The sequence below is a fragment of the Paenibacillus albidus genome (genome assembly GCF_014644435.1).
Lineage (GTDB): Bacteria > Bacillota > Bacilli > Paenibacillales > Paenibacillaceae > Paenibacillus_AQ > Paenibacillus_AQ albidus.
On record NZ_BMKR01000005.1, the window covers coordinates 83,012 to 95,810 of the forward strand.

At 44.0% G+C, this 12,799-nt stretch carries 10 protein-coding genes and 1 pseudogene; 8 read left to right on the plus strand and 3 right to left on the minus strand.

Annotation, left to right across the window (positions count from 1 at the left end; translation table 11 throughout):
* The first annotated feature begins 36 nt into the window (after positions 1–36).
* From IEY53_RS06960 to IEY53_RS06970, 3 genes are all read left to right on the plus strand, one after another.
* Positions 37–543 carry a hypothetical protein gene (locus IEY53_RS06960; RefSeq protein ID WP_189023329.1) on the plus strand — a complete coding sequence of 169 codons (507 nt, stop codon included), beginning with the start codon at positions 37–39 and terminating at the stop codon, positions 541–543.
* 134 nt (positions 544–677) lie between these two features.
* Positions 678–914 carry an aspartyl-phosphate phosphatase Spo0E family protein gene (locus IEY53_RS06965; RefSeq protein ID WP_189023330.1) on the plus strand — a complete coding sequence of 79 codons (237 nt, stop codon included), beginning with the start codon at positions 678–680 and terminating at the stop codon, positions 912–914.
* A gap of 56 nt (positions 915–970) precedes the next feature.
* The gene (locus IEY53_RS06970) at positions 971–1,810 is read left to right on the plus strand and encodes a copper amine oxidase N-terminal domain-containing protein (protein WP_189023332.1); all 840 of its coding nucleotides are present in this window, start codon (positions 971–973) and stop codon (positions 1,808–1,810) included.
* Positions 1,811–1,902: 92 nt separating this feature from the next.
* Here IEY53_RS06970 and IEY53_RS06975 read toward each other — a convergent pair whose 3' ends face one another.
* Positions 1,903–2,202 (minus strand): hypothetical protein, encoded by a 300-nt coding sequence (locus tag IEY53_RS06975; RefSeq protein WP_189023335.1) that lies wholly within the window; start codon positions 2,200–2,202, stop codon positions 1,903–1,905.
* A gap of 333 nt (positions 2,203–2,535) precedes the next feature.
* On the opposite strand from IEY53_RS06975, the gene IEY53_RS06980 reads away from it, so the two are divergent.
* Positions 2,536–5,979, plus strand: a complete 3,444-nt coding sequence (locus tag IEY53_RS06980) for a CARDB domain-containing protein (protein WP_229696026.1) — start codon at positions 2,536–2,538, stop codon at positions 5,977–5,979.
* Between the two features lie 509 nt (positions 5,980–6,488).
* On the opposite strand, the gene IEY53_RS06985 is transcribed toward IEY53_RS06980, so the two are convergent.
* Both IEY53_RS06985 and IEY53_RS06990 read right to left on the minus strand, forming a co-directional pair.
* A complete protein-coding gene (locus IEY53_RS06985) occupies positions 6,489–7,634 on the minus strand; it encodes an alpha/beta hydrolase (RefSeq protein ID WP_189023337.1) in 1,146 nt (381 codons plus the stop codon).
* A gap of 112 nt (positions 7,635–7,746) precedes the next feature.
* Positions 7,747–8,406: a TetR/AcrR family transcriptional regulator gene (locus IEY53_RS06990; RefSeq protein WP_189023339.1), complete on the minus strand. Its 660-nt coding sequence runs from the start codon at positions 8,404–8,406 to the stop codon at positions 7,747–7,749.
* Between the two features lie 78 nt (positions 8,407–8,484).
* On the opposite strand from IEY53_RS06990, the pseudogene IEY53_RS06995 reads away from it, so the two are divergent.
* The 4 genes and pseudogenes from IEY53_RS06995 to IEY53_RS07010 form a co-directional block, all read left to right on the plus strand.
* Positions 8,485–9,066 (plus strand): annotated as a pseudogene (locus IEY53_RS06995) (integrase catalytic domain-containing protein); the annotation flags it as partial.
* Positions 9,067–9,239: 173 nt separating this feature from the next.
* Positions 9,240–10,187 (plus strand): ABC transporter permease, encoded by a 948-nt coding sequence (locus IEY53_RS07000; protein ID WP_189023341.1) that lies wholly within the window; start codon positions 9,240–9,242, stop codon positions 10,185–10,187.
* A 13-nt stretch (positions 10,188–10,200) separates the two neighbouring features.
* Positions 10,201–11,070, plus strand: coding sequence for a carbohydrate ABC transporter permease (locus tag IEY53_RS07005; RefSeq protein WP_189023343.1), 870 nt, complete (start codon positions 10,201–10,203; stop codon positions 11,068–11,070).
* A 65-nt stretch (positions 11,071–11,135) separates the two neighbouring features.
* Positions 11,136–12,722: an extracellular solute-binding protein gene (locus IEY53_RS07010; RefSeq protein WP_189023345.1), complete on the plus strand. Its 1,587-nt coding sequence runs from the start codon at positions 11,136–11,138 to the stop codon at positions 12,720–12,722.
* The last annotated feature ends 77 nt before the right edge of the window (positions 12,723–12,799 follow it).

Here is a 12,799-nt window from a genome sequence, read left to right on the forward strand (position 1 = left end):
TTTTCATTTCACGGAGTAGTTAGGAATTGGTCGGCAGTGTTCAAGAATGAAACATTTATTGTTCTTCATCACTTTTTAGACTCTGACCAACCAAAGATGAACTGTATTCTTCCATCAAGCAGCTTATGCTGGAATGATGTCATATTGTCCGAATCAAGTATGGGGCAATTGTTTTCATATCTTGAAGACAAGGGCTTCAGTCTTTTTCTACCGCAACAAGCTGCAATTGATGCGGTCAGAAATGATGAGGATGTTTCACTTCACAGCCCGAAACATAAATTTCAAATATTTTGTTTTGGAAAGAAGTGTAACTTACTAATTGAGATCTACCTAATGATGGATATTGCTCCTTATGGAGCTTTTCAAGAATCGATTAGTTACCCAGAAGATATGTGCCAATTAGAATTAGAATTCAGTTTTGAAAAGAATGCTATAAAAAAGAAAGCTAAAAGTATTGATGGAGAGAATTTAGACATTCTTCATGAGGTACCCAAAGATCTAGTTGAGGCTGTTCAATCGAATACTTTGTCATTCGGTATTTGATCCATATGGAACTGGTGTGGATCAAATAACCGATGAGGATCTACGAGTAATTCAAAATTTAAATAAAGCTAAAACTGGATAAACAATGCCGGGGAAGAATGATGATTCCCCGGCATTGTGGGGGAATCTTTTTAATGAACTGGAAATTTAACCTGTTCATTCATTCTAACCTGAAATTGGATATATATTTTGGGAGGAATGTTTATGGATTCGCTAAAAAATTGTCCATAGAAATTGAAGAAAAGAGATGCAAGCTGAATAAGCTTGGTGAGGAGCAAAATCTAGACTCCATAGCATTGCTAAAAGCGTCTACAGAATTAGATATTTTAATTAATAAATTTCATAATATTGAACGTGAGAATCAGTCGTAGTAACGAACCAATTTTTTAGAGAAAAATAAAATTCATTATTTTAACAGGAGGTTGTTATGTTTAAAAAGTTGAGTTTAACGCTGGTGGCTGCCGCCATGCTCGTTTTGCCTGCTCTTTCGGTTCCGAGTTCTGCAGCCAGTCAAGGGGAAACAGTGGCTAGCGGCCAATTGCTGAACAATCGGGTACTGATTCCATTACGTACCGTTTCTCAGCATTTGGGGGCTGGCGTGGAATGGAGCCAACAGGAAAAAATAGTGTCGATTAACAAAGGAGATTCCAAAATATTGCTTGCTGCGAATTTCAAACGAGCGCTGGTGTATGCTTTACCCGTTGATCCAAGTAATGTTAAGAAAATAGATCTGGATGCCCCAGCCCAAGTTATCCAAGGGACCACCTACGTTCCCCTGCGGTTTGTAAGTCAATCGTTAGGTGCTAATGTCGGATGGAACCAACAAACAAAACAAGCGACGATTACAGTCGGAACAAAGAAGATTGTTGTAAATATGGAGCAGCCGACCGTATCACTCTCTTCCAAACAGCGAATCACGGACGCACGTCTGAACCTGTTGTCCAAAAAATTAAATGAAGCGATGGATGTCTCTTCCATTAAGAACGTTTCCACTCACTTTAAGCCTTATTTTACAGATAAGTTCATTAAATCAATTAATCGAAATAAAGAACAATCGGCTAAGTACGAAACCCCTATTACCTCTGTAGAATATACGAGCAAAACGACCGCGACGTTATCAGAATCGGTCATTGTAGCAAACGGGTTGACGGCGGAAGATCAATATGTTGAAGATCGGACGGCTTATTTGGTATATACCGGTGGAGTGTGGAAGGTAGATCGTGTCAGTCACACCATACGAGTAATTCCGACTGGTTTTGGTAAATAAGATTGTTTTCCCACTAAACCCACCAGGTTGAAGCCAAATGTGTATTCACAAGTAAAGAAGCCCTTCTTTAGGGCTTCTTTACTTGTATTTGCTTAGATAGTTTGAAAGTCGATCAGGGCAGGAGTGGAGGCTGCACCCGCAGTTGAGACTGTAATCGTCCGGGTAATGTTGGCTCCCGCGGCCAGTGTCACTGTAGTGACTTCAACTGCCGGTTGTTTATCTCCGGGAGTGTCCGCACCTGCGGTTAGGTTAGGGACTCTATAAGTAATCCCCTCACCACTCCACTGAACAGCGCCTGCATAATATGCGGCTCCTCGTGCAGCAAGATAAATCTTCACTACCTTCTGAGCGCCAGTATTATTGATAAGGTTGACAGAAAGGTTATATTTCACGCCATAATGCCCTTTGTTGCTGTCAGCATTCAATAGATAGTTTGCAAAAAGGGAGTTCGGGAGTTTGAAGATAACTCCCTTTTTGCATTTTTGTACTAATTGACATGATTTGAATAGTATTACATCTTAGCTGGCTACAACAGGGGAAATATAATGAAGGTATCTCCCAATTACGGGGTGTGAATGATCCTGATAGAGAGGAGGGCAGTCAGGAAATTTGTATTAATGAAAGGGCTTTCTTAAAAGAGGGTAGGCGATAACAGACTCCCCAGGCTCCCATCACGATGTTTGCAATAAGTCAAGGACGTACAAGAATCAGAAGGAGGCGACACTATGAACAGTCAGTTTGGTTATCAAAGGAAAAACCCTGTCTTCATTTGGTTATTGGTAATGATCATCATTTTATCGCAGCTGACACTGTTTCCGGCCAGTACATCGGCAGCGGACGGACCGAACCTTGCACTTGGAAATACGGTAACGGCCAGTGGACAGGCAGATGTTTACAGTCCGAATAACGTAAAAGACGGCAATGCGGGAACCTACTGGGAAAGCCCGAACAACGCATTTCCGCAATGGATCCAGGTCGATCTGGGTATAAGCACTGAGATTAATAAAGTCGTGCTGAAGCTGCCGGCCGGCTGGGAGACGCGTACGCAGACGCTGGCCGTGCAAGGCAGCACGAACGGCTCGACATTTACGAACATCGTCGGCTCGAACGGGTATACCTTCGATCCTTCGTCCGGCAACACGGTGACGATCAATTTTGCGGAAACCAGCACCCGGTATGTGCGCCTGAGCTTCACGGCGAACACCGGCTGGCCGGCCGGACAGCTATCCGAGTTTGAGATTTACGGCCCGGGCACCACCCCGACGCCGACGCCAACGCCGACCGCGACGACAACACCGGTGCCGACCGCGACGGCAACACCGGTGCCGACCGCGACGGCAACTCCGGTGCCGACCACGACGGCAACTCCGGTGCCGACCACGCCTCCGGCAGGTACAAATGTCGCAATGGGCAAAGCGATCTCAGCCTCTTCGGTTACACATACGTACGCAGCAGCCAATGCGAACGACAATGATGTCAATACGTACTGGGAAGGCGGAAGCAACCCGAGCACGCTGACGCTGGACCTCGGTGCAGACTACAACATCTCCTCAGTTGTGCTGAAGCTGAACCCGTCACCGGACTGGAGTACGCGTACGCAGACGATTCAGGTGCTGGGCCACGACCAGAACACCACCACGTTCAGCAGCCTGTCGGCGGCAAAGTCGTATACGTTCGATCCGGCTGCCGGCAATACGGTGACCATTCCAGTCAGTGCAAAGGTCAAGCGGGTGCAGCTGAACATCACCTCGAACTCCGGCGCGCCTGCCGGACAGATTGCTGAATTCCAGGTATTCGGCACAGCGGGAACGAATCCGGATCTGACAGTAACCGGCGCCAGCTGGACACCGGCTTCCCCGGTGGAATCCAATGCCCTCACACTGAGTGCCACGGTGAAGAACAATGGGACAGCCGAATCGGCGGCCACGTCTGTCAATTTCTATCTGAATAACACGCTGGCAGGCAGCGCACCGGTTGCGGCGCTCGCGGCCGGGGCCTCAGCGGAGGTTACCGTCAATGCTGCACCGCAAAACGCAGGCACATACACGGTCAGCGCAAAGGTGGACGAGAATAACGCGGTAACGGAGCAAAATGAAGGGAACAACAGCTTTACAAGCCCGTCCCAGCTCACTGTTGCTCCGGTATCGAGTGCTGACCTGATTCCGTCGGTTTCATGGAACCCGGGCAGCCCGGCTGCGGGCAGTGCGGTATCATTTACGGTCAGTGTAAAAAACCAGGGCAATATGGCGAGCACCAGCAGCGAGCATGCTGTTACGGTTGTACTTAAGAATGCGGCCGGGGCGACACTGCAGACGCTGAACGGCTCTTACAGCGGAACGATTGAAACAGGTGCTTCCGTCAATGTGAGCCTTCCGGGAACCTGGACGGCTACCAATGGAAGCTACACAGTAACTGCAACGGTTGCTGCGGATGCGAATGAAGTTACGGCCAAACGCAGCAACAACTCTACCTCGTCGATTCTTTATATCGGCAGAGGCGCAAACATGCCGTTTACCGTAATCGAAGCGGAGTCAGCCTCGAATACGACTAACGGCACAAGGCTGACGCCGAACTACACATTGGGGGATTTTGCAGGTGAAGCCTCAGGCCGTTCGGCTGTGCATCTGGATGCAATGGGTGAATACGTAGAATTTACGCTGACGTCCCCGGCAAATGCATTTGTGCTTCGGAACGCGGTTGCCGAAAACACGAGCGGAACGGTTACCATTTATGCCAATGGCACAAACAAAGGTAAATTCACGGTAAACACCAAGTATTCTTACCTGTATGCTACTCCGCAAACGCTGGGACGGCTCGGTTATGATAACTCTGGAACTAAAGCGTACTGGCTGTATGAGGACTCCCAGCTCCTGCTGGATCAGGTCTATCCGGCAGGAACCAAAATCCGCATTCAAAAGGATGCCGGAGACGTATCATGGATTTATCTGGACATGATAGAAATTGAAAATGTCGCTCCTCCGGCGTCGAATCCTGACCCGGACAAGTATGTGCAGGTGTCGGCATCGAAATCAATCGAGCAGGCGCTCAACGAGTTCAGACAGGACCCTGCGAAGAAGGGGATTTTTATTCCGGCAGGGGAGTGGCAGCTCAGCAGCAAAATCTTCCTTTATGGACGCGCAACGGAAATTATCGGTGCCGGTCCGTGGCATACCAAATTAGTCGCGCCGCAAACCCAATCTAATACGGACGTCGGGTTTAATATCAGTTCTGCCGCTAACGGCTCTGTGATTCGTGATCTGTCTGCCTGGGGCAACTATCAGTACCGTGTAGACGGACCGGGCAAGTTCATCGACGGCAACGGGATACAGAATGTTACTGTGCAAAATACATGGGTAGAGCATTTTGTCTGCCTTTATTGGGGAGTAAACTCCTCCAACAACACATTTAAGAACAACCGTATCAAAAATACATTCGCGGACGGAATCAATATGACCAACGGTTCCTCCAACAATGTCATTGACAACAATTACGCGCGCGCTACCGGGGACGACGCCTTTGCCCTGTTCAGTGCAGCCGATGCAGGAGGATCGTACAACACAGGCAACAAGTACACCAATCTTACCGCAGTTAACGTCAGACGGGCCGCTGCCTTCGCGATCTACGGCGGTTCGAACAACCTGTTCTCCAATCTGTATGCGGCAGACACCCTGACGTATCCGGGCATCACGATCAACAGCTACAGCTTTGGCTATAACACGCTGGGATTCGGCGACCAGGATACCGTCTTTGATGGAATTACGCTGGATCGAACCGGTGGAGATTTCTGGACCAGCGTTGGAGCCGACGATAAGATTAACGACTATCAAAACTTTGGAGCTATCTGGTTCTACGCAGGCGACCGGGCGTTCAAGAATATCGTTGTACGTAATGTAGATATCAACAATCCGGTTTACTTTGGACTGATGTTCCAGACTATGTACCCTAACCAAAATCCGATGCAAAACGTCCGGCTGGAGAACATCAACGTTAACAATGCACCGCGCTACGGCATCAAGCTGGTCGCAAGTGCAGAGCAGGGACAAGGGCCGGTGCTTGGAGCAGCCAGCTTTACGAACGTAAAGCTAAACAATTCCGGCATTAAGGCCATCTATGGAGAAGACAAGAGTCCTGGGTTTAATGTAATCAGAGTGTCGGGGAACAACTGGTAATCGGCATCACAGGGATTTATCCCTAGAACTTGATAAGTCCTCATAGCCCATAAACAAAAGCAGCTGCTCAGGGGAATGATCCCTGGGCGGCCGCTTTGATGTTTATCTAAATCATATAAATGTTTAAATCAGCCTTATTTTAAAAAGCTGATCATCAACTTCATCTAATTACCTATAGGCAAATTAACCACTGTAAGCGTCCCTTCCGAATCGCAGAATACATGGATACCATATTGATTTAGGCAATCCATACCAGCTTCAACAGCGATCAAATTTGTGAGTATAGACTACTATGAAAATCAATATTATATTTGTTCTTCGGTGAATAAAAATAAATTTTCTGTTCTTATTGTTAAAGAATACTTCTAGTGAATTAAGGAATTAGATAGCATTTCCTCGGGGTTTGTTGAGTAATTATCCGTAACATATAACGGCCGTTTCATATTCCACATTTCGTCAAATTTAAAAAATGCCTGAGGCAAAATCTGTACTATGCCTGCGAAAAGATGTCATTTGTTGCTGGTCTTCTTGATCAAGTCCACGCCATCGTATGCCAGACTTTCCACACTTGCAGCCTTCTGCAGTATGTAATGATCAAAAAAGTTCTTCGTATAGTCTGTAACAAGATTTCGCATCTCCATAGCATCCCGTTCGCCTCTGAGTTCCTCATTAACACTGGTAAACACGATGTCGCAGTAATCTAAATGCGCAACACGATCAACAGAGAAATAATAGGTTTCCATGCTATTGTTAGCGCCAATTATCGCATTCATGTTATAGTTAGGTTCACAAAACAGTAGCAAGAAGGGTTTCTTAAGGTCGCTGTCGAGAAGGCCGAACGCACCGCTATCCAAGCCAATCCCGCAGGCGAACCGGTCGTCGTCCCGGCAAACACTCGCCGCCGTAGGCCCTCCATAAGAATGTCCGACTATGCCCATGCCGATGTCAAGCAACAATCTGCCCTTAAAGATGGAATTCAGCTCTCCAGAGTCCAGTTTGTAAAGATAATCGGCTACATACCTTACATCTTCTGCCTGTAATTCACTATACTCTGTTAACTTGGCAAGTATCGGCAGTGTAAGCACGTTATGGCACATCTCAATGGCAGTTTCATCGTCAGGCCGCATCTCCATCTTACCAGCCAACGCCCGCATCTCCGGATCTTCAGAAAACGCTATAATGACATCCGAAAAATCCTTTGATACATTAAACAGGCGCCCATCTTTACGCTTATACATCGTGCTATTCTGATGGCCGATGCTTACCACAACATATCCCATGCTTGCCAAGTCTGTACAGATCACTGTACCCCATTCTGGAGAACCGCCCCCGCCGCAAACATAGAATAACACCGGGTAGCGCTTTTCCTTCCCGGAGAGAGCAAGGTCGTCGTAACACTGGGTCTTGATATCTATAGAGAAAAAATCCTTCCCTTTAAGATACTCAGTGACAAGTGGCTGCTCATTAAACATTTCGTAGACTTCAGGAAACATGTACGTTGATGTAGTCTTACCTTCGCTACTGTCGGACGGATAGTACACAAACGCTGTCAGTTCTCTTTTTGAGTGATCTGATGCCGTGTACTCAAAATCCATCTGGGTTCGACCGACAGTATAGCCGCCAATTGGTTCTGGAAATGCGTCATAAGTTTTCATTTTCTTGTTCCCCCTTAATTAATAAAAGTGGCGAATGTGAAATACATACATTGTGCTATGAGCGCTTTTCAAAACTGTGAAACTATTACATCCTATCTTCAGTGAATCATATCTACTCCTTGGCTTTCTTGAGATCGCTAACAATTTCAGAATATTTATGATCTTCAAGCAGCCCATGACCCATAAAGTCAGCAAAGTACTTGCTAATCTTATGTTGCAGCTTAGAGTCCTTAATATCGAATTCCCTAAAAAACAGGACTAAATTAAACTGCATTGACTCAAACATAAAAGAAATCAGGTCGTCGTCAATATCTGGTCGGAGATATCCATCAACCCTCATTCGGCGTAAAATGTCCTTGATCAAGGGGAATGACTCGCCCTTTAGCACATTCAGATATATTTTAAGCAGAATGTTCTCAGGAATGTATAAAAGTGTTTCAGTGAGTTTGATTTCCAACTCATTCAGTGGCTCGGTCACAATGCCATTAACGTTACCAAATAAGCCAGTAAGGAAAAACTGGAAAAGGGAATCTTCATTACTGTTATTAAAATACGCAGCTCTTTTCTGGGTCACATTACGTATTAAGAGACAATAAAGGTCATCTTTGTCTTCAAAATACCGATAAAATGTTCCGGGGTGCATGGACAAACTATCCAAAACCATCTTCATAGTTATATCCTCGTAAAGATTATCAACAAAAAGATGCATAGCGCTATTAGATATTTCCTCGCGCCTTGCTTCATCTAAACGAAAGAAAGTATTTTTTGGCATAGATTACTCCTTAATGTGAAGTGTGAACTGATTCACACTATATCGATAATTCATTCACATGTCAAGTAGTATTGAAATATTAATAAACGACTTACAATTACTTCCATACACAGAAAAACCATCTCTTTCTGTTTAAAGAAGAATTTAAAAGTTCCTAGCTATTATCAAGTTTCTTCTATTATAAAAGCTATACCTTCCTCTCTAACCACACTAGCTCATGAAGGAGAACATTCATTTCAAAATAAGTATGATCTGGTATATAGAACAGAAGCAAGTAAATCTAATGAAATCTGGCAAGCCGATCATACATTATTAGATATAGAAGTTCTGAATGAAAACAATGAAGTGATTCGTCCATGGCTAACGATCATTCTAGATGATTATAGTCGTGCTATTGCTGGTTATTACCTTTCCTCTCATGCACCGTCAGCGATACAAACCTCATTATCTCTCCATCAAGCAATTTGGAATAAAAATAGGTCAGATTGGCAAGTCTGCGGTATACCTGAAAAATTTTATACAGACCATGGTAGTGATTTTACATCTAATTATTTAGAACAAGTCGCTGTGGATTTAAAAATACATTTAATTTTTTCTTCTGTAGGTGTTCCTAGAGGGAGAGGTAAAATTGAATTATTAACGAAAATGATTGGTCTGTGATCTAAACGGTCATAGACCTATTTTTTTAGATAGTGCAAAGTAAAATTAAATTGTATTGGAATTATCCAAGGCTGTACTTACTTAATATCTTATAAGAAATTCTTGAAATTACAGAAATTTATCCGGGTAGGGGGATGCTATTATACAAATATAAATAAAGACGAGGTGATGATATGCAAGCGAAATTGGCAGCGGACGCCATTCCCCTCTCCAAAAAGCGGAATTCATGGATAAGAACGATAAAAAAGTATAAAGTGATGTATGCTCTCTTGTTCCCGGCATTAGTTTATTTTGCCGTATTCAAATACATTCCTATGGCGGGAATCATTATTGCTTTTAAAAACTATAACCTGGCTTTGGGACTATGGGATAGCCCATGGGTAGGATTTAAAAATTTTACAGATTTTATGAACGGCGTTTATTTCTGGGACATCATGAGAAATACGATTATCATATCGCTGTATAAGCTATTGTTCGGTTTCTCAGCTCCTATCGTACTTGCTTTGCTGCTCAATGAAGTTTATACCCAATGGTTTAAGAAAATCGTACAAACGATCACTTATTTGCCCCATTTTCTGTCATGGGTCATTGTTTATGGAATGATGGTGGCATTATTAGCCCCAGGAGATGGTCTTTTTAATATGATTTTGAAGGAATTTGGTGTTGAACCCATCTCCTTTCTAACGGAACCTGCCTGGGGCAGACTGCTGATCATCTTATCAGAAATATGGAAGGATATTGGATGGGGAGCTATATTGTACCTTGCAGCATTAGCAGGAATTGATCCGAGTTTATATGAAGCGGCTCGGATTGATGGCGCTTCCAAGTGGAGACAGCTATGGCATGTAACACTTCCCGGCATTCGAGGAGTCATGATTCTGATGCTGATCCTTAAATTAAGCCATATTCTGGATGCAGGTTTTGACCAAATATTCATGTTTGCCAACAGCTTTAATCAGGAGAAGATCGACATTATCGACACATGGGTATACCGTGAAGGGCTCGAGCGACTTAAGATTGGCTTAGCTACTGCTGTGGGATTGTTTAAAGCGGTCATCGGATTTGTTTTAGTTTTGGCAGCGAATAAGCTCGCCAAAAAATTCGATGGGCAAATTTGGTGAGGTGGTTATCAAAATGATCAATTTGACAATCGGGGAAAAAGTCTGGCAAGCAGTCGTTTATTTTATTCTTATTTTACTATCCCTAATTTGCTTACTACCCTTTCTATATGTGGTTGCTGTTTCAGTGACGCCAGAATCGGAAGTGTTAAGAAGAGGAATTGTTATTATACCAGAAACCTTTACCTTTCTAGCCTATAAAGAAGTATTCATTTCTCATGGTATCGGGCAGGCGTATAAAATTACATTGTTTCGAACGATTGTAGGCACTTTGCTTAATGTGTTTTTTACGGTAATAGCGGCTTATCCGTTATCCAAAAAATATTTGCCGGGGCGAAGCTCATTTTTACTATTCATTGTCTTTACCATGATGTTTGGGGGAGGATTAATTCCGACTTATTTATTAATCCGCTCTCTGGGATTGCTAAACAGTCCATGGGTATTGATTATTCCAACTCTCATTAGTGCATTTAATCTGGTAATCATTAAAGGTTTTTTCGAGCAATTGCCTGCTGAAATCGAGGAATCAGCGAGGGTAGACGGTGCAAGTGAGCTTCAGTCGTTATGGCGGATCATTTTACCTTTGTCCTTGCCCGTCCTTTCCACAATTTCCTTATTTTACGCAGTTGGGCATTGGAACAGTTACTTCGATGCTATTGTTTATATCAATGATTCCAACTTAATGCCGCTTCAAGTTATCTTGCGCAACATCCTGCTTAACGTCGCAACACAAAGTGCTGATTCGCTTGCCAATTCCGGAGCTGTTAGTACGTTCGCTGTACAAATGGCTGCAGTTGTCGTGACTACGGTTCCGATTTTAATCGTTTACCCATTTATGCAAAAACATTTTACCAAAGGTGTGCTCTTGGGATCGGTTAAAGGTTAAAAGATATTCCAACCTGAGTTGTTACGGGGAAACCGTGATAATATAGAAGCAAAGGAGAGGTCATTATGCAACGTAAAGCGATTCCATTTGCTATTCTGACAGCAATGGTCGGTGTGGGAACGGTATTGTCAGGATGTGGGGAACAAAAAGAAGTTACATCGACAGCTTCGAGTAATTCACAAGGCCAGTCTAGTCCCTTTGAAACCAAATTGAAAATTTCGATGTTTAACCAAGGCACTTTCAATGCTGCTGCTCCGATTCCTCCCCGTGAAGAAGATATCCAACGCCAAATGTTGGAGAAAGCAGTAAATATCGACTTGGAAATGATGATTCCTCAATCAGGGCAAGCAACGACTAAATTAAATACGCTCATTGCTGGCGGAGATATTCCAGATTTGATCTTCTTGAAGAGCCGGGCTGATCTCGCGCAATATTATGACCAAGGCGTTCTTGCGGATTTGACACCGTATCTTGATCAATTTCCTGAATTGCAGAAACGTTTCAGCAGCGACTCCTGGGAGGCGGTGTCCTATCAGGGACAAACCATTGGGGTTCCAGGTTATGATAATGTAAACGGTATCAGTCGAAGCTTCTTCATCCGTAACGATTGGCTGAAAAAGCTGAATATGGAAGTGCCAACGACACCTGACGAGCTCTTTGAAGTTATGAAAGCCTTTACAGAGAAAGACCCGGACGGTAACGGCAAAAACGATACGTACGGATTCATAGGCGGTATGAATAAAGAAGGCAATCTGCAAACCTACGGCTTCGATAGTCTGATGTGGATGTTTGGTGTCAATCCTCCCTCAGCCATTGATGTGAAGGACAATGAACCGGTGTTCCTGTTTACCGACCCCAAAATGAAAGAAGCGCTCGCTTATATCAATAAAATGATGGAAGCCAAGGTTGTAGATCCGGACTGGGTAACGATGAATACGCCCGATTTGTTGGACCAAAAGTTATTTAAGGGTAAAGTCGGCTTCATGATAAGAGACGCCCGCAGGCTGGAACCCGATTATCAGCAGAAAATGAAAGAAATCAGTGGAGAGGTGCCGGAATGGATTGTTATTCCTCCAATGACAGGTCCTTATGGTGATCAGATTGTAGAGAGAAAATCGTTCCAAGGCAATTCATGGGCCATATCCAAAAAAGCGGATAAGGACAAAATCATTCGGATCTTGTCCATGCTGAATTATTTCTTTACGGACAAAGAAGCCTATCCGAATTTTGCATACGGCATTAAAGGGATTCATTGGGATTTGGTGGACGGCAAGATCAAAAATAAAACCTCCGAATTATCGAAGGACATGAAAGAAAAGTACCTATGGGTCGATCATTATAGAATGCCGCGTCGTGGTGATGATGCTGAGTACTTCAGCTTCCAGAATCCTAAGACGGCAGAAGCTTTTGAGAACAATCAGAAATACGTGGCGGCTACTTTGCCCGGGAATTTATTGACTGAAGACCCGAACGATTCATTAGCAGCTGACCGCCAGCGTTACATCAATGAAAGCTTGGTCAAATTTATGACTGGCAAAGAACCTCTTTCGAACTGGGACAATTTCCTCGATACATTGGAGACCAAGTTTGACATGCAGAGATATAAGGAGTCCGTAATCAAACAATTTAAAGAAGCAGGCTTAATCAAGTAAATTAAACGAAGAGAGCGGCTATAATTAGCCCCTCTCTTTATTGTCATATGCTATTATTTGTTCAATACAGATTTAGA

Coding starts and splice junctions, on each gene's coding strand:
- IEY53_RS07005 (WP_189023343.1), top strand. CDS start 10,201: ATGATCAATTTGACAATCGGGGAAAAAGTCTGGCAAGCAGTCGTTTAT.
- IEY53_RS06980 (WP_229696026.1), top strand. CDS start 2,536: ATGAACAGTCAGTTTGGTTATCAAAGGAAAAACCCTGTCTTCATTTGG.
- IEY53_RS06970 (WP_189023332.1), top strand. CDS start 971: ATGTTTAAAAAGTTGAGTTTAACGCTGGTGGCTGCCGCCATGCTCGTT.
- IEY53_RS06990 (WP_189023339.1), bottom strand. CDS start 8,406: ATGCCAAAAAATACTTTCTTTCGTTTAGATGAAGCAAGGCGCGAGGAA.
- IEY53_RS06985 (WP_189023337.1), bottom strand. CDS start 7,634: ATGAAAACTTATGACGCATTTCCAGAACCAATTGGCGGCTATACTGTC.
- IEY53_RS07010 (WP_189023345.1), top strand. CDS start 11,136: ATGCAACGTAAAGCGATTCCATTTGCTATTCTGACAGCAATGGTCGGT.
- IEY53_RS06965 (WP_189023330.1), top strand. CDS start 678: ATGAACTGGAAATTTAACCTGTTCATTCATTCTAACCTGAAATTGGAT.
- IEY53_RS07000 (WP_189023341.1), top strand. CDS start 9,240: ATGCAAGCGAAATTGGCAGCGGACGCCATTCCCCTCTCCAAAAAGCGG.